The sequence below is a fragment of the Burkholderia sp. EMB26 genome (genome assembly GCF_024730645.1).
GTDB classification, from domain to species: domain Bacteria; phylum Pseudomonadota; class Gammaproteobacteria; order Burkholderiales; family Burkholderiaceae; genus Burkholderia; species Burkholderia cenocepacia.
Genome location: NZ_CP078072.1, coordinates 279,333 through 299,546, shown reverse-complemented (window position 1 = coordinate 299,546; position 20,214 = coordinate 279,333). Strand labels below are relative to the sequence as shown.

General features: G+C 64.2%; 23 protein-coding genes. 13 read left to right on the top strand and 10 right to left on the bottom strand.

Translation table 11 applies throughout. From position 1 onward, the window contains the following. Window positions 1–73: 73 nt before the first annotated feature. The 4 genes from KU887_RS31735 to KU887_RS31720 all read right to left on the bottom strand — a co-directional run bounded on the left by KU887_RS31735 (window position 74) and on the right by KU887_RS31720 (window position 3,388). Window positions 74–523, bottom strand: coding sequence for a GNAT family N-acetyltransferase (locus KU887_RS31735; protein ID WP_059723860.1), 450 nt, complete (start codon window positions 521–523; stop codon window positions 74–76). A 400-nt stretch (window positions 524–923) separates the two neighbouring features. Next, the gene (locus KU887_RS31730; protein WP_006485531.1) at window positions 924–1,328 is read right to left on the bottom strand and encodes a hypothetical protein; all 405 of its coding nucleotides are present in this window, start codon (window positions 1,326–1,328) and stop codon (window positions 924–926) included. 175 nt (window positions 1,329–1,503) lie between these two features. Further along, window positions 1,504–2,742: a dicarboxylate/amino acid:cation symporter gene (locus KU887_RS31725; protein ID WP_006485544.1), complete on the bottom strand. Its 1,239-nt coding sequence runs from the start codon at window positions 2,740–2,742 to the stop codon at window positions 1,504–1,506. Then, window positions 2,726–3,388: a GntR family transcriptional regulator gene (locus KU887_RS31720; protein ID WP_006485559.1), complete on the bottom strand. Its 663-nt coding sequence runs from the start codon at window positions 3,386–3,388 to the stop codon at window positions 2,726–2,728. The genes KU887_RS31725 and KU887_RS31720 overlap by 17 nt, the downstream gene beginning before the upstream one ends. A 150-nt stretch (window positions 3,389–3,538) precedes the next feature. Between KU887_RS31720 and KU887_RS31715 the strand changes: the two genes are divergently transcribed. Both KU887_RS31715 and KU887_RS31710 read left to right on the top strand, forming a co-directional pair. Next, window positions 3,539–4,003, top strand: coding sequence for a GNAT family N-acetyltransferase (locus tag KU887_RS31715; protein ID WP_034203986.1), 465 nt, complete (start codon window positions 3,539–3,541; stop codon window positions 4,001–4,003). A gap of 843 nt (window positions 4,004–4,846) precedes the next feature. Beyond that, window positions 4,847–6,013, top strand: a complete 1,167-nt coding sequence (locus tag KU887_RS31710) for a porin (RefSeq protein ID WP_034204104.1) — start codon at window positions 4,847–4,849, stop codon at window positions 6,011–6,013. A gap of 98 nt (window positions 6,014–6,111) precedes the next feature. Here KU887_RS31710 and gcvA read toward each other — a convergent pair whose 3' ends face one another. Next, window positions 6,112–7,044, bottom strand: a complete 933-nt coding sequence (gene gcvA / locus KU887_RS31705) for a transcriptional regulator GcvA (RefSeq protein ID WP_006485586.1) — start codon at window positions 7,042–7,044, stop codon at window positions 6,112–6,114. 138 nt (window positions 7,045–7,182) lie between these two features. On the opposite strand from gcvA, the gene KU887_RS31700 reads away from it, so the two are divergent. Further along, window positions 7,183–8,406: an MFS transporter gene (locus tag KU887_RS31700; protein WP_006498048.1), complete on the top strand. Its 1,224-nt coding sequence runs from the start codon at window positions 7,183–7,185 to the stop codon at window positions 8,404–8,406. Then, the gene (locus KU887_RS31695) at window positions 8,403–9,299 is read left to right on the top strand and encodes an oxidoreductase (RefSeq protein ID WP_058903879.1); all 897 of its coding nucleotides are present in this window, start codon (window positions 8,403–8,405) and stop codon (window positions 9,297–9,299) included. Before KU887_RS31700 ends, KU887_RS31695 begins: the two co-directional genes overlap by 4 nt. 135 nt (window positions 9,300–9,434) lie before the next feature. Here the strand turns inward: KU887_RS31695 and KU887_RS31690 are convergent, their stop codons facing one another. Next, on the bottom strand, window positions 9,435–10,034 hold the full coding sequence (locus tag KU887_RS31690) for a DJ-1/PfpI family protein (RefSeq protein WP_258258780.1): 600 nt from the start codon (window positions 10,032–10,034) through the stop codon (window positions 9,435–9,437). A 410-nt stretch (window positions 10,035–10,444) separates the two neighbouring features. Here KU887_RS31690 and KU887_RS31685 point away from each other — a divergent pair, with 410 nt between their 5' ends. Continuing rightward, window positions 10,445–11,602 (top strand): DUF4382 domain-containing protein, encoded by a 1,158-nt coding sequence (locus KU887_RS31685; RefSeq protein ID WP_258258779.1) that lies wholly within the window; start codon window positions 10,445–10,447, stop codon window positions 11,600–11,602. 315 nt (window positions 11,603–11,917) lie between these two features. On the opposite strand, the gene KU887_RS31680 is transcribed toward KU887_RS31685, so the two are convergent. From KU887_RS31680 to KU887_RS31670, 3 genes are read right to left on the bottom strand one after another with little or no spacing between them, the layout of a single operon-like run. Next, a complete protein-coding gene (locus KU887_RS31680) occupies window positions 11,918–12,379 on the bottom strand; it encodes a chromate resistance protein ChrB domain-containing protein (protein WP_006485541.1) in 462 nt (153 codons plus the stop codon). A 14-nt stretch (window positions 12,380–12,393) separates the two neighbouring features. Continuing rightward, the gene (locus tag KU887_RS31675; protein ID WP_258258778.1) at window positions 12,394–13,566 is read right to left on the bottom strand and encodes a chromate transporter; all 1,173 of its coding nucleotides are present in this window, start codon (window positions 13,564–13,566) and stop codon (window positions 12,394–12,396) included. 19 nt (window positions 13,567–13,585) lie between these two features. After that, window positions 13,586–14,548, bottom strand: a complete 963-nt coding sequence (locus KU887_RS31670) for a chromate resistance protein ChrB domain-containing protein (protein ID WP_077189528.1) — start codon at window positions 14,546–14,548, stop codon at window positions 13,586–13,588. A gap of 336 nt (window positions 14,549–14,884) precedes the next feature. On the opposite strand from KU887_RS31670, the gene KU887_RS31665 reads away from it, so the two are divergent. The 5 genes from KU887_RS31665 (at window position 14,885) to KU887_RS31645 (ending at window position 16,435) form a co-directional block, all read left to right on the top strand. After that, the gene (locus KU887_RS31665; RefSeq protein ID WP_006485538.1) at window positions 14,885–15,169 is read left to right on the top strand and encodes a hypothetical protein; all 285 of its coding nucleotides are present in this window, start codon (window positions 14,885–14,887) and stop codon (window positions 15,167–15,169) included. Window positions 15,170–15,429: 260 nt separating this feature from the next. Then, window positions 15,430–15,714, top strand: coding sequence for a hypothetical protein (locus KU887_RS31660; RefSeq protein WP_034204103.1), 285 nt, complete (start codon window positions 15,430–15,432; stop codon window positions 15,712–15,714). 47 nt (window positions 15,715–15,761) lie between these two features. Further along, a complete protein-coding gene (locus KU887_RS31655; protein WP_006485579.1) occupies window positions 15,762–15,971 on the top strand; it encodes a hypothetical protein in 210 nt (69 codons plus the stop codon). Window positions 15,972–16,006: 35 nt separating this feature from the next. Next, on the top strand, window positions 16,007–16,219 hold the full coding sequence (rpsU, locus tag KU887_RS31650) for a 30S ribosomal protein S21 (protein ID WP_048985949.1): 213 nt from the start codon (window positions 16,007–16,009) through the stop codon (window positions 16,217–16,219). A gap of 9 nt (window positions 16,220–16,228) precedes the next feature. After that, entirely contained in the window at window positions 16,229–16,435 is a 207-nt protein-coding gene (locus KU887_RS31645; protein WP_080353644.1) for a hypothetical protein, read from the top strand. Here KU887_RS31645 and KU887_RS31640 read toward each other — a convergent pair. Further along, window positions 16,419–16,571, bottom strand: a complete 153-nt coding sequence (locus KU887_RS31640) for a hypothetical protein (RefSeq protein WP_006485535.1) — start codon at window positions 16,569–16,571, stop codon at window positions 16,419–16,421. The two genes, KU887_RS31645 and KU887_RS31640, sit on opposite strands and share 17 nt — an antisense overlap. A gap of 245 nt (window positions 16,572–16,816) precedes the next feature. On the opposite strand from KU887_RS31640, the gene KU887_RS31635 reads away from it, so the two are divergent. From KU887_RS31635 to KU887_RS31625, 3 genes are all read left to right on the top strand, one after another. Continuing rightward, window positions 16,817–17,551 (top strand): ABC transporter substrate-binding protein, encoded by a 735-nt coding sequence (locus KU887_RS31635; protein WP_258258776.1) that lies wholly within the window; start codon window positions 16,817–16,819, stop codon window positions 17,549–17,551. A 366-nt stretch (window positions 17,552–17,917) separates the two neighbouring features. Continuing rightward, window positions 17,918–19,225, top strand: a complete 1,308-nt coding sequence (locus KU887_RS31630) for a dicarboxylate/amino acid:cation symporter (protein WP_006485551.1) — start codon at window positions 17,918–17,920, stop codon at window positions 19,223–19,225. Window positions 19,226–19,238: 13 nt separating this feature from the next. Beyond that, window positions 19,239–20,180 carry an amino acid ABC transporter substrate-binding protein gene (locus KU887_RS31625; RefSeq protein ID WP_258258775.1) on the top strand — a complete coding sequence of 314 codons (942 nt, stop codon included), beginning with the start codon at window positions 19,239–19,241 and terminating at the stop codon, window positions 20,178–20,180. The last annotated feature ends 34 nt before the right edge of the window (window positions 20,181–20,214 follow it).

Sequence of the window (20,214 nt, the reverse complement as noted above, 5' to 3'; positions counted from 1 at the left end):
CCCCGCGTTTTCCACATTGGTGGAAACGCTAATACGTGCGTGTCGATTTCATTCGGAATCCATCACGCGAGCGCTACGTCGTCGCCGTGCCCGGTTCGCGCCGGTAGTAGATGTCCCATTCCGCTTCGCCGGTTCGCACGAAGCCATGCCGCTCGTAGAAGCGGTTCGAGTCGCTGCCGCGCAGCGCGCCGACGTGAACGGGCATCCGGTGTTCGTCGGCTTCGGCCAAAATCTCGCGCAGCACGGCGGCGCCGATGCCCTTCCCCTGATGCGCGGGCACGATGTACAGATGGTCGAGCAACCAGTGATCCGCCCTCGGGCGAAGCGTGTAGAACCCCGCACGCGAATGGTCGACTTCGACGAAACGGCATCGCGCCGGATCGAACGACGCGAGAAACCGTTCGCGCGCACGCTGCGGATCGAAACGGCCGATGCGCTCGAGGCTGTCGCGCATCGCGGCGATGCGGATCGCGACGAGCGCTTCGGCGTCGGCGTGCGTGACGGGGACGAAGATCAGGGGCATGGAGCTGACGCGATTGACGCGATGCGTGGGACAGTGTCTGATGTGCCGCTACCGACGATGCAGCGTTGCCTGACCTTACCCGATAAAGGATCGCGCGCAAAGCGAGCGGTCATGCAGCAACCGCTCGCCTCGCTCTGAACGAACTTCCCGAACAAACCGGCCTTTTGTTTTGTCCGGATAAGCGCCCGGCAAACGAGCCGACGAGATCGGCTCGAGGAATAAAAAACGCTGGCCAGTGAACTGGCCAGCAAATTGGTTCTGGCGATCCGAGGTTGGTGCGTGCCAGAACCACATGCATTAGACGGCCTGCGCGTACAGACGGACGGGCTCGTCAGACGACCGCGTCCCGAGAATCGGAGCGGTCCCGGACCGCGCCCGCGCAACAATCTGTGATCGCAGTTCAGGCCAGGCTGGCAGAGGCGATCAGGTCTGCCCGCGCGCCCGGAAACGCGAAGACATCGTCGCGATTCGGCACTTCCCACGTTGCGATCGTCGCCGCCGTCGGAAGATAGTCGGGATCAGCCGACGCGACCCCGACCCACACGCCTTGCGACACCTGTTTGCCATGGAGATAAAACTGCAGCTCCCGGCCACCGCGTTCGCAAGTACACCTGATTCTCCCCACCGATTGGCCCAAGCCTCTGATCCGTGCGACCTGGTTGCGATCCAGTTCGAACATGGCACTCATCACCCCGTCGCAATCGCCGATGCCGAGCATGTTGCTGTCATCGGTGAATGTCCACGACGGATGCGGCGTGCCTAAGCGCAGCATGAAAAAATCTGCGGACGCTGAACCAACCATCATCTTTCTCCAGCAAAAAAAATACGTCGTCCTACCCACTGAAACTCGCCAAGAACGCACGCTCGTCCAGTCTTGTTCTCCTCTCGGCGCCTGGATGGCCGAGCGGGCGCCCCCCAATTCGTGACATTCGCCGGGCGCGACATTGAAAAACGCCCGCCGCCCGTCGCTTCCGAAGCACCTACACGCTTGCCTGACGCGTCACGGTTTCCGCGGCCATGTCGTCTGAACCGGAAAGCCTCACCGCGACAGCGGCCGCCGTCGTGCTCCCGTACACGTTGAGCGCGGTTCTCCCCATGTCGAAAAAGGCGTCGACGCCCAACAGCAGCAGCACCGCATCGGCCGGCAACCCGATCGACGTGAGGACGATGGTGATGGCGACGATCGCCCCGGACGGCACATTGGCCGCTCCGTCGATGGTGATGATCGTCAGGATCAAGATCGTGATCACCAGCGGCCAGGACCAGGCCAGGTGATACGCGTCGGCCAGATAGCCGACCGCAAGGGCCGTATAGAGCACGGCGCCGTCGCGATTGAAAATATAGGCGAGCGGCAAAATCGTGGACGCGACGCCGTACGGCACACCCAGCTCAACCAGCTTCTTCAGGTGCAACGGGTAGGTAATTTCGGACGAACGCGTCGTGAAACCGAGGATCAGCGGTTCCTTCACCTTCCTGAGAACGGCGACCGGCGACTGACCGGCAATGCGAATGACGATCGTGAGTACGACGGCCAGCACCGCCATGCCGAGATAGGCCACGCCCAGCAGTTCGATGAGCGAGTGCGCGCCGGTAAAGCCCTTGGCCGCCAGCAGTTGCGCGATCGCGGCGAAGATCGCGAGCGGCGACCATGCGATCACCCACTGGACCATCTTGAACAGCCCCGACAGCAGCGCCTCGAAAACGGCGATCGCAGGCTCCGCACGCTCCGGTGCAGCCGCCAATGCCGCGCCGAAAATGACGCCGAAAACGAGCACCGGCAGAGAATTCCCCGCGGCGAGCGCCGCAACGATGTTCGCGGGAATCAGGTCAACGAGAAACTTCGTCCAGTCGATGCTGGACGCGAGCGCTGCCGGCATCGATCCCGACTGCGCCATGCTCGCACCGAGCCCCGGTCGAAATGCGAAGTTGAGCAGCAGGCCGAGCGACGCAGCCAGGCCGGTCATCAACACGAAGAAGGCGATACTGGACAGCGCGACCTTTCCAAGCCGCTCGCGAAGCTTGCCCGCGCGAAAGACACCGACCGTGACCGACAGGAAGATCAACGGCATCACGACCATCTTGATCGCGTGGCCGAACATCGTGCTCAAGAAGCCCAGCTTCGCGGCAAAGCCCGGTGCAAGCACGCCGCAAGCGGCGCCCAGGACAAGTCCGCCAAGCATTTGCATCGGGAGGGAAAGCCCTTTATTTTTCGTGTTCATGCCGCGCCTTTAGCAGTTTTATCCGTGCCGGCGTACCGTCAACGATGTGGTTCCACATGTGCTGACGCGCCAGCTCGCCGTTGTTCGCTTCGATTGCCTGAAAGATGTGCAGATGCTCGATCGTGCCGCGCCGGACGGTTTCGGCGTCGCCACGCGGGAGTTCGTTCAAGGCGAGCGTCTGGGCCCGCAACAAACCATACGCCGACGAGATTCGAACGTTCCGTGCGGCAGCGAACAGCTCTTGATGAAACACCCAGCCGATACGTTGCTCGAGCATGATGTCCGCGACGTCCCGGTCGATCAGTTCCCGCATCTTCCCCGCCGCCTCGCAAAGACCCGGCGTGACGCCCGATCTCGCGGCAAGAAACGCCGCGGTACTCTCCAGCGCCAGCCGCATTTCAAAAATTTCGCGGAGATCGCTCGTCGTGGGCGAGGCAACATAGGTTCCACTCTTTTCGATGACGACGACCAGCCCTTCGGATTCGAGCAAATGCAATGCGCTGCGCACCGGCATTTGGCCGAAACCCAGTTCGTCGGACAGGCCGCGGTGAGATACTTTCTGTCCAGGCGCAAGGCGGCCGTCAAAGATCCTCGATCGGATCTCGTCGTAGGCAAGCTCTGCATCTGTCGAGACTTTCGACGTCATCTGTGATCGCAGTTAGCGTATGATTGGAAAAGAAGTGGCGGATAGGAAATTACCCTTACCGGCAATATCCGGCAACTGCTAATTTTGCGAGTGGGTATACCGAAAGAGAACTGCAAGAAAATCTGCGTCACGAAAAGAGCCGATAATTATATGATTTCACAAGATGTGCGCTTTACCATCTGTGCCGTCCGTGCGGAAGAAACCTATCCCCTCAGGGCCGCCATCCTGATGGCGGGAGATGAGGAAGGAAGTGCTTTACACGGCGATCTCGCCCCCACGACAACGCATTTTGCCGTTCGCGATAACGATACGATCGTTGCCGTGGCATCGGTGTGTAAAGAAGCACAATCCGGCGTTTCGAACGCCGGGGCCTGGCGCCTGCGCGGCATGGCCGTCCATCCGTCGGTACGCGGGCTGGGGTTCGGACGCCTGCTGGTCAATCTCTCCCTTCGCCATGTACGCGAACAGCATGGCACGCTGCTGTGGTGCACGGCCCGCGAGTCGGCGTATCGATTCTACGAAATGCTCGGCTTTAATCGCGATCCGGTGCCGATTTCAATGCAGGGCCGCGATGACATGAAATTCTATCTAATGCAGCGCGAGATCGAATGCTGAGTTTCGTCTGCGACTGGCGTTCGGTCGCAATCGCAACCTGTAAGGTACTGGTAGCTGATCCGAAAACAGTGCGACACACGAAAGCTCACGCGCGACTAACGCGCAACATTCAATAATCTCCTTCTCCGTTTCGATTATCGCAATCGACGCGCAAATGGACCGGTTACCGAGCACCACGCTTGGTGACCGATTTTCCGCGATGGCTTTCGGCTTCTCGAACGGACCTCATTCGACCGGCGCCGCGTAATCAGCGAGATCTGCCGACCGGTACTTTCCGCCCCCGATTGTCGCCCGTCGCGGCCGACCCTTTCAGCCGGATATCGTCCTCCGCCACATAGCGCGCATTCGCTTGCCCTTGTCGAGATCATCGGCATGATGGCGCGGACGTCGACAGCACGTCGCCCTGATGGCAGTTTCTATAAGGGAAACTCCGTAAGGCGCGAGGTCATCAAACGAGATTAACTTATATCAAACTAATTTTGACGGGAATTTATGTTCCTGATATGGTTTTTCCACCTGCAAAGTGCGACCACGTTGCAGGGGCGTGGCGCGCGCCGCGGCAGCACGGCTGAAGCGACAACGTAGCAAGGCAGCAGCTCTCGTTCACGTCGTGGCACCACGATCGTTCCAATCGAGCGGGTGCCGGATCGCTCGGGCAATACGGCGTTCTCCACACAAGATTGTAAGGATCACGAAATGAGTGAATCTGGTCCGCCGCTGTGGCGAATACGACGCTGACCGTCGCGACCGAAACGATGCGCAAGCCGTGCGCGTCACCTGCATTCGAATACAACAAAGCCGTTTCAACCCATCCCGAAACCCACTCCTGACAGTGAAATGCAGATGAAAAACAAGAAAATCAACATCAGCGTTATCGCGGTTGCCGCCTTCGCAGCATCGTCGGCAGCAATGGCGCAGTCGTCGGTCACCCTGTATGGCATGCTCGATGCGGGCATCGGCTATACGTCGAACGTCAACGGTCACAGCCGGTTCGGCCTCGATGGCGGCGCCGCCGGTTCGAACAAGTGGGGCCTCAGGGGGCAAGAGGATCTCGGGGGCGGTCTCCAGGCGGTATTCAAGATCGAGAATGGTTTCAACATCGGCACCGGCGGCATCGGCGGCCAAGGGCCGATCGGCACCACGCGTTCGCTGTTCAACCGCCAGGCCTACGTCGGCCTCGCGTCCGAACAGTACGGCGCACTGCGCATGGGGCGCCAGCTCGACGCCGTGACGGAGATGGTTCAGGCCCTGACGGGCGACGTCATTTCGGCATCGACCTTCTCGACCCCGGGCGACGTCGACAACAACGACAACACGACGAACCAGAACAACGCCGTGAAGTACATTTCGCCGATCATCCACGGCTTCCAGGCTGAAGGCGCGTACTCGTTCGGCGGCGTGGCCGGCGCAACGGGTTCGGGTCAATCGTGGTCGGCGGCCGCGACCTACGCTCAAGGCGGCCTGACGGTCGCCGGCGGCTACTTTCGTGCGGTCAACCAGGGCGAGAACGGCTGGTTGAACGCAACGGCACAACCGAGTTTCGGGGGTGCGCTCGGCTATCCGAGTTCGGGCTACAACGGCGGCAATGCGTTCAAGAGCGCGGGCATCGCGCAAATCGCCGCGCAATACCAGGTAGGGCCGTACACGGCCGGCCTGCGCTACTCGAACGCCCAGTACCACGGCAACGATGGCCAGCCGTCGATCCACTTCAACGTGCTGGGTGCGCTGCTGCAGTACCGGGTCACGCCGGCGCTGTCGCTGGCGACCGGCTACACGTATGTGTACGGTTCCGCGGCCACGCCCAAGCAAGCGGCCGAAGGTCGCACGATGGCTTCGATCAACCAGGTGTCGCTGGGTGCCACGTACTCGCTGTCGAAGAGTACCGCGCTGTACGCGATGGGGGCCTACGTTCACGCGAAGGGCGCGCAGGCGTCGGCTGCCGACTTTGGCAACACCTCGTCGGGCGGCAACCAGGTGCAGGTCAACATCGGCATGTTCCACGGCTTTTGATCGCCGATTCGCCGGTCCGGACGAGTGGGCGCACGACGCCGGCGACGAAGGCTTCCGCCAGTTTCGTCGCCCCTTGCCGCCCGCTCTGACCGGCGAGCCTAGCCACCCTCCTGGCTCGCCATGCCTTCCATCCATTCCTCGAACGCGGATACCGCCGCCTCGTCGGCGCGATCGGCGTTCGTCACCAGCATGTAGTCGTCGGCACGCCATACGGGCGCTGCGATGGGACACACGAGGCGCCCCTCGGCGAGATCGCGCCCGATCAGCGGCAGCGACGCCAGCGCGACGCCGAGCCCCTCGATGGCCGCGCCGAGCTGAAGATTCACATGATCGAATTCGACATGGCGCGCCGCCCGCAGATCGGCAGCCCCCGCTTCCTTCAACCAGTGCGACCACGCGGAGCGCGTCGTGGCCGAATGCAGCAGGGTGTGATGACGCAGGTCGGCCACGCTCTGTATCGGATGCTGGCGCAGCAAGGCCGGATTGCAGGCCGGCACGCGCAGGTCGGGCATCAACGGGCGCGATACGACGCCCGCGCCTTGCTCGGGACCGGAACGCACGCCGATATCGAAAGCGTCGGCGACATAGCGCAGCTTGCGCGAGGTCGTCGACACCCTGACGTCGATGTCGGGATACCGCGCATGAAAATCGGCGAGCCGCGGCAGCAGCCAGCAAAGCGCGAAGCTCATCGGCACATTCACGCGCACGACGCCCGATATCCGCTGCGTGAACGTGTTGTGGCGCAGCCGCACCACCGCGGTGCCGAGGCGCTCGAACGCGTGGCTGACGTCGTTCAGCAACGCGGCCCCTTCGTCGGTCAGCACGACACCGCGCGGACGACGGTCGAACAACGGCAGGCCGAACCAGTCCTCCAGCAACCGGATCTGCTTGCCGACGGCCCAGTGGGTGACATGCAGTTCCGCCGCGGCCCCCGCGAAGCTGCCGTGCCGCGCGACCGCATCGAACGCGCGCAGCGCATTGAGCGGAGGCAACTCCCCGCGGTGCGTCGCAGCATCCCGGCTCTCGTTCATGACGTGACTTTTTCTCTCCATTGACGCGATTTTAGCTCAATTGAAATGGCTGTCCCGTCAGCCATAAAATTCACCCATCGAGCCTGAAAACGATACCGCGCGCGGCTTCCATGACCCGCTCGCACGGAGCGAACGACGATGCGCCTGCCGGTTTTTTCCCCACCCGTCATGTCGGAAACCGCGCCATCCCGACGGCGCGTGCTATGGCTATCCTGCATTGCACACGCGATGCACGATGGCTATACGGACATGATCTATGCGTTGCTACCCGTGTGGCAGTCGGAATTCGGGCTCGACTTTGCGGCGCTGGCGATCCTGCGCGGCATCTACGCCGGCACGATGGCGACGCTGCAGTTGTCTGCCGGGCGGCTTGCCCAGCGTCTGGGCAGCCGCACGACCCTCGCACTCGGTACGTTGCTCGCCGCGCTCGGCTATGCGATCGCGGGCCTGTCGGGCGGCCTGCTCGGATTGGGCGTGGCGCTGGCGATTTCGGGCGGCGGATCGAGCACGCAGCATCCGATCGCGTCGGGCGCCGTGTCGCGCCTCTACGGGCGCGACGCGCGGGGCCCGCTGAGCATCTACAACTTTTCCGGCGACCTGGGGAAATCCGCGCTGCCGGCCGCCATTTCCCTGCTCGTGACTCTGATGCCGTGGCGCCACGCGCTATGGATCGTCGCCGGACTGGGCTGCGTCGTGGCTGCCGTCATCGCGTTGTGGTTTCCCGCCGTGCCACGTGGTGCCGCCGCAAAGACGACAGCCAAGGTACGAGCGTCCACTCAACGCAGCGGCACCGGAGCAAGCGGATTCGCCGCGCTGTTTTCCATCGGCGTGCTCGATACGGCCGTACGCATGGGACTCCTCACCTTCCTGCCTTTCCTGCTCAACGCAAAGGGGGTCTCCCCTCAGCTGTTGGGAACGGCTCTTGCACTCGTTTTCATCGGCGGCGCGGCCGGCAAGTTCATGTGCGGCTGGCTCGGCGCGCGCATGGGTATGGTCAGTACGGTGCTGTTCACGGAGGGCGGTACGGCGGCGTGCATCGTCGCGGTGATGTATCTCCCGCTGGCGCCGACCATGGTGCTGCTGCCGATTCTGGGCATGATGCTGAACGGCACCTCGTCGGTGCTGTACGGCACCGTTCCGGAGATGTCCGCGCCCGAGCACACCGAGCGCGCATTCGCGATTTTCTATACGGGAACGATCGCATCGGGCGCGATATCGCCCGTGCTCTACGGTTTTCTGGGCGACAGGATCGGTGTGCACGGCGCCACGTATGCGACCGCGTTGACCGCCGTCGCGATTTTTCCGCTCGCGCTCGCACTGCGCCCGCATCTGGCAAACGACTCGACAGGACGAACACCATGACGAAATCCCACCACCCGCGCGTCGCCCTCGTCGGTCCGGGCGCGATCGGAACGACGGTCGCCGCCGCCCTTCACGAAGCCGGCCGCACGCCGGTGATCTGCGGCCGCTCGGCGCACGCGCAGTTGACGTTGCGCTTCGATGGCGGCGAGATCGTCGTGCCCGGGCCCGTACTGACCGATCCGCACGCGATCAACGAACGGGTCGATCTTGTCTTCGTCGCGGTCAAGGCGACGCAGGTGGCGAGCGCCGCACCCTGGATCTCCGCGCTATGCGATGCGAATACCGTCGTCTGCGTGCTGCAAAACGGCGTCGAGCAAAAGACCGCGTTCGCACCGTATGCGGCCGGCGCCGCGGTGGTGCCGTCGGTCGTCTGGTTTCCGGCGCAACGCGAACCGGACGCGTCGGTGTGGCTGCGGGGCAAGCCCCGGCTCACGCTGCCCGATACGCCGGCGAGCGATGTGGTGGTGTCGGCTTTACGCGGCACGCGCTGCTCGCCCGAGGTCGCGGAGGATTTCATCTCGCTCGCGTGGCGAAAGCTTTTGCAGAATGCCGTGGCGGGACTCATGGTGCTGACCGGCCGCCGCGCCGGCATGTTCTCGCGCAGCGACATCACGGCCCTGGCGCTCGCCTACCTGCGGGAATGTCTCGAGGTCGCGCGTGCGGAGGGCGCGAAGCTGGGCGATGACGTGCCGCAGGAAATCGTCGATGGATTCCATGGCTTTCCACCCGATCTGGGTACGTCGATTCTTGCCGACCGACAGGGCAACCGCCCCCTCGAGTGGGACTGCCGGAACGGCGTCGTGCAGCGGTACGGACGCACCCACGGCATTCCGACGCCGATCAGCGATCTGGTCGTGCCGCTGCTCGCGGCAGCGAGCGACGGGCCGGGTTGATCGCGCATCAACCGCTATCCAGCCTGACCGGCGCGAATCGTCATTGCAGACGCCTCCAGTGAGGAACACGACGACGGCCCGTCAACTCGCCGCGCCCGGCTTGCTGCGATGGAGGCGGCGTCATTGCTCGTCGAGCTACCCCAAGTAGGGCTTGATGTTCGTCAGCGCACGCGAAACATACTCGTCCTTCTCCCCGACCGGCGCGACGTAGTGCAGCGCGCTGCGCGCGGCGTCCTCGCCTTCCAGGCGCGCGATGAGCCACGCGGCCAGATACTGCGAAGCAAAGCAGCCCCCCGCCGTGGCGACGTTGCTTCGAGCGAAGAATGGCTGATCCAGGACGTCGACGCCCGCCTCGAGCACCCACGGTTTGGTCGTGAGATCGGTGCAGGCCGGGATGTTGCCGAGCAAGCCGAGCTTCGCCAGAACCAACGTGCCCGAACATTGCGCGCCGATGAGCTGCCGGGCAGGGTCGAACTCGAGCTGCGCCATCAGTGCCGCGTCATTGACGACCTGGCGGGTTTGCATACCGCTGCCGATGAGGACGGCATCGGCCGTGCAAGCGTCCGCCAACGTCGACTGCGCCTGCACGGTCACCCCGTTCATCGAGGTGACGGCAGGCTCCGGACAAGAAAGGGTTACCCGCCAGCCCGGCTTCCTGATTCGATTGAGCACGCCGAGCGCAATGAGGGAGTCGAGCTCGTTGAAGCCCTGGAAGGTCACGATCGCGATATGCATGGGACACCCTGTATCCAGTCAGTCGATGCATCTTGCCAGATTGCCGCCGCGAACGGCCCTGCTTTGCCGACAACTCAGTGTTACAGCCGGCCGGCTTGCCCTGATGGTCGACTTCATCCCGATACATCCCGGGCGGGCACACTCGCGCCGCCCAGGCAATTTCTCGCCGCTCCATGAGTCCCCCGTGCCCCAGGCGATACAAACATACGACGAAAGAACGTGCGGCCATGCCGTACGACGTAATTGCCCGCCGCCACCCGGCCCGGGCCATCCGCAGCGACATCAATCCCGGTAAAAATTGACCGATCGAACAAATTGTTACCGTCGGTTTCAAAGATTCCCAAATAGTAGGCTGCCGCCTCGCTATTCTTCCGTCACCCACAATAACGATCCCACTTGGGGGGTGACATATGAACAACATCATCAAGAGCGCCCTGTGCGCCGCCTTCGTACCATTCGTCCTTGCAGGTTGCGGCGGCGGCGACGACGGTGGCGGCACGCAAACCGGTACGCTGCACGTCGCGATGACGGATGCGCCATCGTGCGGCTTCGACCATGTGTACGTCACCGTTTCGCAAGTCCGCGTCAACGCCAACGCGAACGCCGCCGACAACGACGGTGGCTGGTCGACCGTTTCCCTCGCGACGCCGCAGAAGATCGACCTGCTGTCGCTGACCAACGGCGTGCTCGCCGATCTCGGCCAGACCGCGCTGCCCGCCGGCCAGTATCAGCAAGTTCGGTTGGTGCTCGCGCAGAACCAGGGCAACACGCTCGCGAACTCGGTCGTCCCGAGCGGCGGCAACGAACAGGCGCTCGCGACGCCGAGCGCGACGCAAAGCGGCTACAAGATCATCCAGCCGTTCACGGTTCAGCCCAATACGCTCGTCGATCTCGTGCTCGACTTCAACGCCTGCAAGTCGATCGTCCAGCGCGGCAACGGCTCGTATGCGCTGAAACCCGTCGTCACCGCGATTCCGACCGTCGTGAGCGGCGCGATCTCCGGTTACGTCGCATCGGCCGAAGCCGGCGCGACCGTCTATGCCGAGCAAGGCGGCAAGGTCGTCCGCGGCACGGTGGCCGACAGTTCCGGCAAGTTCGTGCTGTCGCCGCTGATCCAGAGTTCGACGCAGGGCAATTACGATGTCGTGATCGTGCAGAACAACTTCGCATCGGGCATCGTCCGCTCGGTTCCGGTGGTCGTGAACACGACCACGGCGGTGTCGGCGTCGAACGCGCCGATCACGCTGCCGGCCTCGACGATGAGCACCGTCGGCGGTACGGTGACGGCGAGCGCGAACGCCTTCGTGCGTGCGCTGCAGACGATCGATGCGAACGCCTACGAGATCACGTCGATCAACGCGAACATGGACACCGGCGCCTATTCGCTGTCCGTGCCCGCTGCCGCACCGATCGTCGGCACCTACTCGGGTTCGCTGCCGGTCGCGCTGGCCGCGGCGCCGGCCGCCGCGGGTCAATATACGATCGAGGCCGACGCGGCATCGGGCGCGACCCAATCGGCAAACGTCAACGCAACGACCAGTCAGTCCAACGTCAACTTCAGTTTCTGACGCGCTGACGGCATCATCGAAAGGGCCGAAGGGCCCTTTCATCAATAACGGGAGAACGAAGTGAAAAAAGGGGTTATCGCATTGCTCGCAGCCGCGAGCATGGTGGGCGCGCTCGGCGGGTGCGTCGCCTATGTTCCTGGCCCACCGGTCGTGGTCGCGCCGCAAGGCGGGCCGGGGAATGGATTCTGTCCGCCGGGACAGGCCAAGAAAGGCAACTGTTGACGAAAAGCCCGCGCCTCGCGGGCTTTTCGTCCGTCCAGCGCGCCGACCGGCGGCCACGCCGGTCGTCTGCACGCATCCCCGCTTTCCCGCTCGTCACTCCGCCATCTTCGGTGGCCACGCATGGCCTTCGGCCTGGCAATGCCGGCACCACGCATACAGCGCGTCGTACATGACGAGACCATGTTCGAGCATGTCGTGATCGTCGGAAAACATGTCCGACAGCCCGAGCGAGATGGCATAAAGCCCGCTGGACTGCGGCGTCAGATCGAGTCGCGACGTATCCGCGCCGCGAATGATGCGGGCCATGTGCTGCAACGCGCGATCGTCGGCCAGACCATATTTGTCGAGAAACGCATCGAAGCTGCATTGCTCGCCGACGTGCGTCAGCTCCACCCCCGGAATGTCGTACGGAATCGCACCGGTCTCGTCGGCGATCCGCAGCACGTCGGCCGGCGCAACGTACAGAAATTCGGGTGTCTCGTCGATGAACCGGGCAATGAGCCAGGGACACGCCACCCGGTCGATTTTCGGACGTTGTCGCGTAATCCATTGCATGGCGGCCTCCACGGTCAGTGATGCAACAGCGGATACACAATCAGGCCCAGCACGGCGGCTCCGCCCACGACCACCGGCTCCGACAGCTTCTTGAACCTGACCAGCAACACGATCGTCGCGAGCGCCACCAACGCGGTCGGCACATCGACGATCGAACGTCGGGCCAGCACGATCACCGACCCCGTGATCGCGCCGACGGCCGCGGCCGTCACGCCGTCGACGAACGCCAGAATCGCCGGCAGCCTGCCGTACTTCTTGAAGTACGGGGCCGGCAGCACCGTGAACAGATAGCACGGCAGGAACGTGCCGGCAGCCGCCACGCACGCACCGGGCAGCCCGGCCACCAGATAGCCGATGAAGCCCACCGTGATCACGACCGGGCCCGGCGTGATCATCGCGACCGCCACGGCGTCGACGAACTGCTTCTCGTTGAGCCAATGGTGCTCGGTGACGATGCCGCCATAGAGGAACGGCACGATGGCAAGCCCCGAGCCGAACACGAACGCGCCGGCCTTCGCAAAGAACGCGGCAAGTTGCGCGAGCTGCGGCCAGTCGACGATACCGAGCCACGCGCCGGTGGCGGAGACGGGCAACGCCATCGCCGCATTGACGCGCCGTTGGCGTAGCCATCTGGGCGGCGCGCGCGTGAACCAGACGAGCAGGCCCGCCGCGAGAAATAGCCACGCCACTTCCGATTCGGTGATCACCGTCACGGCGACCAGCGCGAGATAGATCGCCCACAGCAGCTTGTCGTGGCCGATGCTTTTCGCGGTCAGCTTGCGCGCGCTGATCGCGATGATGCCGATCACCGCCGCGCCGACACCGTAGAACACCGACTGCATCCACGTCAGGCCGCCGAATCGCGTGTACGCGTAGCCGAGCCCCACCACCATCAGGAACGACGGCAGCACGAACGCGATCCCGACCAGCGTCGCGCCGACGATGCGGTAGTGCACGTAGCCGAGATAGATCGCCAGTTGCGCGGCAAGCGGGCCCGGCGCGAGTTGCGCGAGCGCCAGGCCTTCCTTGTAGTCCGCGTCGGCGATCCATCGACGCGTGTCCACGAGATCGCGATGCATGTAGCCGGCGAGCGCGACCGGTCCGCCGAAACCCGTCGCGCCGAGCCACGCGAAGTACCTGATCAGTTGCCACAACGTATAAGCCGGGCGGTCGCGATGTGTGTTCATGTTCGGGCGAGCAACAAGGTCAGGGTTGGCGGTTGCCGCGGAAATGCACGTACAACGAATCGAGTACGGCGCCGATCTCCGTCAACAGCGCATCGTCGTCGGCGAGACGCTTTCGGGCACCGGCGAGAATGGCCTCGAACCCGCCGGCTTCCGGCACGGTCGCGCCGCCCACGTCCAGCGCATGCACCATGGCGCCCAGCCGGACGAGTCCGTCGTTGTCGCCGAGCCCGAAGCTGGCGACCAGTACTTCGAACGACACGCGGTCGCCCACGTGCGTGAACGGCGCGCCGTCGAAATCGAAACCGAGCGCGTCGGGCGGGCAATCGGCGAGGTTGTCCAGCCACACGAAGCGTGCATGCGGATCGATGAAACGCTGAATCAGCCACGCGCTGGCGACGCGATCCACCCACAGGTGACGGCGCGTCGCCCACAGCCTGCCCTGATACTGCGCAGGGTCGCGGCGTGGAATGCCGCGCTGGGCGGCATGCGGCTCGCCGGGCGAGCGCAACGCTTCGATCGCAGCGGTGAAATCCCGCCATTGCGCATGCGCGCGCAGCGAGGTTTCACCGGGAAAGAAATCGATGCGTCGAATCGCCTCGTACGTGCGAGCGTGGCGGCGTTGCATGCGATTGAGATCGGCTGCCGCCAGTTCTGGCAGCGTCTTGCGAGCCTCCGAAAGCTCGGCGAGCCAGTCCGTGTAATCGGCCGCGCGATCGAACAGCGCCTTGTACGCGTCTTCGTCCGCGGGGTCGTCCGCACGGACATCCAGCAACCACGCCTGCCCTTCGCCGTTACGGGCCTCGTCGGCGAGGTTACGCAACTGCGCCGCCTGCTCGGCATGCGCGGGCAACAGGTAAGCGCCGTCCCGCAGTGCGCCGCAGCCGAGCGCCTTGACGGTACGCCAGATGCGCATGCGCGCGGTCGCGCCGGCAGTCGGCAGACTGACGATCAACAGGAGCCAGGAAGTCGGGACCGGATTCATGAAGGCAGCATAATGGGCCGTCACGAACACTGCAATTCAGTAGATATCGCTACAACGTTTCGTCAGCCGGAAGCCCCACTCGACGCATGGAGCGCGCGCGCCGCACCTGACGACCGGATCGCTCTCGTCGCCGGACCGCAACGCGCACGCCGACCGAAACCGGATACGCAATCGCCCCCGCACGGGATCGTTACGATATCCTGCGAATCGAGCGGTTCAACGCATAGACTGAACACACATCACGGCGAACGCCCGTCACTCCATCGCACGCTTTCCCCGCCGCCGTTCCGAATGCAGCCGGGCGGCAAACGCAGGCCCATCTACGAAACCGCTCCAATGACAATCGATCCCGGCTCCATTCCTTACTATCTCGTCCTTCGGGCCGGCTGGCCACCGTATGTGCTGAATTCGGATCGTCAAGTGCTGCGCCGCCAGGCGAGTCCGCTATTGCTGGCATTCGCGCGCACGCGCGGCGCAATCGCGCATGTCGACGACAGCGCGTGGAACGTCTTCTCCGATAGCGAGGGGCTCACGGTAGTCGAACGTCGCGAGACCGGGTTCTTTTCGCTGGTCGCGGGCGACGAGACCGAACGTCAGTTGCATTTGCTGACGACGCTCTGACGTCGTCGCCGGGCGTGCCGCTGCGTACTTGCGGCCACCGAATAAATCGACCGCTCGGCAAACGATGCGCGTATGATGGGTCCATCCGCGCGATCAGCCGTCCTTTGGCCGTTCGCCCCTCCACCCGCCCGCTTGCTGCATCGCCCCGCCTTCGCGCTGCAACGTTGTCCCCTTCACCCACTGGCCCGTCCCACAACGGAAATACAGGCCGGATGTGTTCGCCCATGCGACTCGTCGTGGCCGAACGCCAGGAGTTCGTCATGAGCATGCACGTCTATCGTGGATTCGAGATTTATCCACTGATTTACCCTCACGTGGCCGCGCCGCATGGCTGCCCGCACAACTACGACGCCGGGTTCGACGCGGCAGTCAAGATTTGCCTGCGCGGCACCACCGATACGCTGACGCAGAGCCAGACCTTCAGACTGCGCGACACGTCCCCCTTCGACAACGCCGGTGACGCGCGTCGTGCGTCGGTCCGCTATGCCGAGAACATCATCGACGACAATCGCGGCAAACAGGGATTCTTCGCCAACGCGAGCTGACGCGGCTCGTCAATGCCATACACTTTTTCGGTATTTTGGAGGTCGAAATGATCATCGACGAACTGCTCGGCTTGATCAGACGGCGTGAAGTCACCCGGCTCGACACCGCCGTGCCCGCCGGAATCGCCGATTCAGCGATGTGCCATCAACCGGAGCTGCACATGTTCATGGCGGTACGTGCGCTATCGATCGGAGCAGGCTATTCGGAATTCGAATCCGACGAGATAGCCAGCGCCGTCATGACACGGCTCGGCTAGCCTTCCGTTCCAACCGCTTTCCAGACAGGATCTACATGACGACAATTACGCCGAAGCTCAACGAACCGATCGATGTCGCACTGCGGCGATTCCGGCGCGACATCGAGAAAACCGGGCTGATTCGCGAGCTGCGCAGTCGCACGGGCTATGAGAAGCCCACGACGGAGCGCAAGCGAAAAAAGGCCAGCGCCGTTGCCCGACAGCGCTTGCAGACGAAGCGCCTGCTTCCGCCCCGAAAAATGTACTAGGAGCCCATCGTGTACGACATGCCGGCCGACGCGCTTCCGTTCTTCCCGTTGACGAAATGCGAAGTCGATTTCGATCGGCAGAACGACATGGTGACACTGCTGCCGAGCTTCTATGCCTTCGGGTGCGAGTACACCAGCCGCGGGTTTCTGATCGCGCGCGGCGATGCGTTCAAGCTGATTGCCGCGCTCGAGAAGGCGCTCAGCGTGCAGGGGTGAGCCGGCACCGGCACGGCAGCCCGCTCGTCGGATTGCCGGTGTCGATGTCCTGCATCATCAGGCAGTCGCCGCGCGCGAGAATCCCCAGCCCGACACGCGCCGCCGACAGAAGCGCCTCGTTGTCGTTGCCGATCATGCTGCAGCCTGCGTTGATCGCATGTTGCTCGCCGTCCGGCGTCCGCTTCCCCTGCGGATACGTGTGCAGCCCGGTGACAGGATGCAGCGACCGCCCATGAAGGCCGCGGGCCGACTCGACGTCTCGTCGTCTCCGCGCAGGCACGCCCGCACATGCGATCCACGACGTCCGGTGATAAGCTCGGCATCGACGCACCGTCGCGCGTCCGTCACCCGACCGACCCCATGCCTCCCGCGAGTCCGCTCATGCCCATCGCTCCCGCTGTCGTCTCCGCCTTCACGCCCACCGGCAAGCTCCGCGCCTCGATCAACCTCGGCAATCCGATCCTCGCGAACCGCGACCCGGCGACGGGCGAACCGTTCGGCGTCTCGATCGACCTCGCCCGCGCCTTCGCCGAGCGCCTGTCGGCCGACCTGGAACTCGTGGTGTTCGACGCCGCCGGCAAATCGGTGCAGGCGCTGACCGACGAGCGCGCCGATTTCGGCTTCTTCGCGGTCGATCCGCTGCGCGGCGAAACGGTCGCGTTCACCGCGCCGTACGTGCTGATCGAAGGCTTCTATCTCGTTCCCGACGCCTCGCCGATCCGCACCAACGCGGACGTCGACCAGCCGCACAACCGCTTGGCCGTCGGCAAGGGCAGCGCCTACGACCTGTTTCTCACCCGCGAACTGAAGGCCGCGCAGATCGTGCGCGCACCGACGTCGCAGGCGGTCGTGCCGACGTTCGTCGAACAGCAACTGGAGGTGGCGGCCGGCGTGAAGCAGCAGCTCGAAGCCGACGCCGCGAAAACACCCGGCCTGCGCCTGCTCGACGAGCGCTTCATGGTGATCCGGCAGGCGATGGGCGTGCCGAAGAGCCGCGGCGACGCGGCCGCGGCGGCCCTGAACGCATTCGTGGAAGACATGAAGGCGTCCGGCTTCGTCGCCGATTCGCTGCGCCGGCACGGTATCACGGGTGCATCGGTCGCGCCGGCCGGCTGATCGAAAACCGTGGGCCGCCGCGCGCAACGCGCGCATTCGCCGACCGCCGGGATCGTCCGGTGCGTGGCGCAGGCCCGCGATTTCAGCACGAGGCAGCGGGATCTCCGTGCGCATGACCGGGGCGAAACGCGCGGCGCCGGTCGTCGCAATGCGGCGGCCTTCATACAGGCGACGTGCTGCTCCGCACAAACCGGCATCGGGTTGCACCGGCGTCGGGCACGAAGCGCGGTGCAATCGCCGTCGCCCGGACCGGCCATCACCCGGCGCTAGCGCAAACCCGAACCCGGTTGCACTGTTCATCGTCATTCTGGTCCTGTATCGTCCTTCCATCCCCCGATTGCGAAACCGCTGCATGGGAGGCTCACGATGCGCAAAAAGAATGCTGCAGCCGTCTGGATCCTGATCGCGATGGTGGCAGGCATCGCGATCGGCTACATGGTCTTCACGAGCTTTCCGGACAAGAAGGCCGCCGCCGAAGTCGCCGGGTACATCTCGCTCGTCTCCGACGTGTTCCTGCGCCTGATCAAGATGGTGATCGGGCCGCTCGTCTTCTCCACGCTGGTCGTCGGCATCGCGCACATGGGCGACGCGGCGTCGGTCGGACGCGTGTTCGCGAAATCGATCGCCTGGTTCATCACCGCGTCGCTGGTTTCGCTGCTGCTCGGGCTGCTGATGGCGAACCTGCTGCGGCCCGGCGACAATCTCGGCTTGCCGCTGCCGGACATCGGCGCCTCCGCGAACCTCGCGACGTCCAAGTTCACGCTGAAGGATTTCGTCGGCCACATGGTGCCGAAGTCGTTCGCCGAGGCGATGGCGAACAACGAGATCCTGCAGATCGTCGTGTTCTCGATGTTCTTCGGCGTCGCGCTCGCCGCACTCGGCGACCGCGGCAAGGTCCTCATCGCCGCGATCGACCAGCTGTCGCACGTGATGCTCAAGATCACCGGCTACGTGATGAAGCTCGCGCCGCTCGCGGTGATGGCCGCGATGGCCGCGACCGTCGCGGTCAACGGGCTGTCGGTACTGCTGAAGTTCGCGGTGTTCATGGGCGACTTCTACGTGAGCCTGTTCCTGCTCTGGGCACTGCTCGTCTGTGCGGGGCTCGTGTTCCTCGGGCCGCGCGTGTTCAAGCTGCTGGTGCTGATCAAGGAAGCGTTCATGCTGTCGTTCGCGACGGCCAGCTCCGAAGCCGCGTACCCGAAGATCCTCGATGCGCTCGACCGCTTCGGCGTGAAGCGCAAGATCTCGAGCTTCGTGATGCCGATGGGCTATTCGTTCAACCTCGACGGCTCGATGATGTACTGCACGTTCGCGTCGCTGTTCATCGCGCAGGCGTACAACATGCACCTGTCGCTCGGCACGCAGATCACGATGCTGCTGGTCCTGATGCTCACGTCGAAGGGGATGGCCGGCGTGCCGCGCGCATCGCTCGTCGTGATCGCGGCCACGCTGCACCAGTTCGGGCTTCCGGAGGCCGGGCTGCTGCTGATTCTCGGCGTCGACACGTTCCTCGACATGGGCCGCTCGGCCACCAATGCGGTGGGCAACTCGATCGCGAGCGCGGTGGTCGCGAAATGGGAAGGCCAGCTCCTGTCGGAAGCGGAAGCCGAAGCCAACGCGGCGCGCATCGAAGCGGAACAGGAAGCGACGATCGCACATCCGACGGAAGTCTGACGGAGGCCCGGCGATGAAGATGCAGCGATTCTGGCGTGCGCTCGCGCTCGCGGGCCTGCTGGCGACGGGCGCGACCGCGCGCGCGGAAGATGCGCCTTCGACGCTGCCGCGCGTCGAGCCGTTCGCGCCGGCCCAACTGACCGGCACGCTCGCGAAGGTGCACGGCAGCGGGACGATCGCGCTCGGCTATCGCGACGCGTCGATACCGTTTTCGTACCTGAACGCGCGCAACCAGCCGATCGGCTATTCGATCGAGCTATGCAAGGCGCTCGTGTCGTCGATCGAGGATGCGATCAACCGGAGCCTGACGATCCGCTGGGTGCCGGTCACGTCCGACACCCGCATCGACGCGGTGGTCAGCGGGAAAGTCGATCTGGAATGCGGCTCCACGACCAGCAACCTCGAGCGCCAGAAACGCGTGGCGTTCTCGCCGATCATTTTCGTGGCCGGCACGAAGGTGATGGTGAAACGCGGCGCGCCGATCCGCTCGTTCCGCGACCTCGCGGGCAAGAAAGTCGCGGTGACGGCCGGTACGACCAACGAGAAGGCGCTGCGCGACCTGAACGACAAGTTCCGGCTCGGGATCCAGCTACAGGTGGTGCCGGACCATGCGCAGGGTTTCGCGCTCGTCGCGAATGGCGGCGCCGACGCGTTCGCGACGGACGACGTGCTGCTGTACGGCCTCATTGCCGAGAATGCGGGCAAGGGTGGCCAGTACGACGTGGTCGGCGACTTTCTTTCGTACGACCCGTACGGAATCATGTTCCGCAAGGACGATCCGCAACTCGCGCAGGTCGTGAAAACCACGTTCCAGGAATTGGCCGCCGACGGCGAGATCGCGCGTCAGTACAAGCGCTGGTTCCTGCGCCCGCTTCCGTCGGGCTTGAGTCTGAACCTGCCGATGAGCCCGCAACTGGAGACCATCATCGAGACGATCGGCGTCAACGGGAGTTGAGCGCGTCGACATGAACGACGAAACACGCGCGGCT

Bases quoted from the DNA above. Each gene is read 5' to 3' on its own strand.
- KU887_RS31660 (WP_034204103.1), top strand. From the start codon at position 15,430: ATGAGCATGCACGTCTATCGTGGATTCGAGATTTATCCACTGATTTAC.
- KU887_RS31670 (WP_077189528.1), bottom strand. From the start codon at position 14,548: ATGAATCCGGTCCCGACTTCCTGGCTCCTGTTGATCGTCAGTCTGCCG.
- KU887_RS31685 (WP_258258779.1), top strand. From the start codon at position 10,445: ATGAACAACATCATCAAGAGCGCCCTGTGCGCCGCCTTCGTACCATTC.
- KU887_RS31680 (WP_006485541.1), bottom strand. From the start codon at position 12,379: ATGCAATGGATTACGCGACAACGTCCGAAAATCGACCGGGTGGCGTGT.
- KU887_RS31625 (WP_258258775.1), top strand. From the start codon at position 19,239: ATGAAGATGCAGCGATTCTGGCGTGCGCTCGCGCTCGCGGGCCTGCTG.
- KU887_RS31735 (WP_059723860.1), bottom strand. From the start codon at position 523: ATGCCCCTGATCTTCGTCCCCGTCACGCACGCCGACGCCGAAGCGCTC.
- KU887_RS31695 (WP_058903879.1), top strand. From the start codon at position 8,403: ATGACGAAATCCCACCACCCGCGCGTCGCCCTCGTCGGTCCGGGCGCG.
- KU887_RS31710 (WP_034204104.1), top strand. From the start codon at position 4,847: ATGAAAAACAAGAAAATCAACATCAGCGTTATCGCGGTTGCCGCCTTC.
- KU887_RS31730 (WP_006485531.1), bottom strand. From the start codon at position 1,328: ATGATGGTTGGTTCAGCGTCCGCAGATTTTTTCATGCTGCGCTTAGGC.
- KU887_RS31720 (WP_006485559.1), bottom strand. From the start codon at position 3,388: ATGACGTCGAAAGTCTCGACAGATGCAGAGCTTGCCTACGACGAGATC.
- rpsU (WP_048985949.1), top strand. From the start codon at position 16,007: ATGACGACAATTACGCCGAAGCTCAACGAACCGATCGATGTCGCACTG.
- KU887_RS31715 (WP_034203986.1), top strand. From the start codon at position 3,539: ATGATTTCACAAGATGTGCGCTTTACCATCTGTGCCGTCCGTGCGGAA.
- KU887_RS31665 (WP_006485538.1), top strand. From the start codon at position 14,885: ATGACAATCGATCCCGGCTCCATTCCTTACTATCTCGTCCTTCGGGCC.
- KU887_RS31655 (WP_006485579.1), top strand. From the start codon at position 15,762: ATGATCATCGACGAACTGCTCGGCTTGATCAGACGGCGTGAAGTCACC.
- KU887_RS31700 (WP_006498048.1), top strand. From the start codon at position 7,183: ATGCGCCTGCCGGTTTTTTCCCCACCCGTCATGTCGGAAACCGCGCCA.
- KU887_RS31630 (WP_006485551.1), top strand. From the start codon at position 17,918: ATGCGCAAAAAGAATGCTGCAGCCGTCTGGATCCTGATCGCGATGGTG.
- KU887_RS31725 (WP_006485544.1), bottom strand. From the start codon at position 2,742: ATGAACACGAAAAATAAAGGGCTTTCCCTCCCGATGCAAATGCTTGGC.
- KU887_RS31635 (WP_258258776.1), top strand. From the start codon at position 16,817: ATGCCCATCGCTCCCGCTGTCGTCTCCGCCTTCACGCCCACCGGCAAG.
- KU887_RS31675 (WP_258258778.1), bottom strand. From the start codon at position 13,566: ATGAACACACATCGCGACCGCCCGGCTTATACGTTGTGGCAACTGATC.
- KU887_RS31640 (WP_006485535.1), bottom strand. From the start codon at position 16,571: ATGATCGGCAACGACAACGAGGCGCTTCTGTCGGCGGCGCGTGTCGGG.
- KU887_RS31690 (WP_258258780.1), bottom strand. From the start codon at position 10,034: ATGCATATCGCGATCGTGACCTTCCAGGGCTTCAACGAGCTCGACTCC.
- gcvA (WP_006485586.1), bottom strand. From the start codon at position 7,044: ATGAACGAGAGCCGGGATGCTGCGACGCACCGCGGGGAGTTGCCTCCG.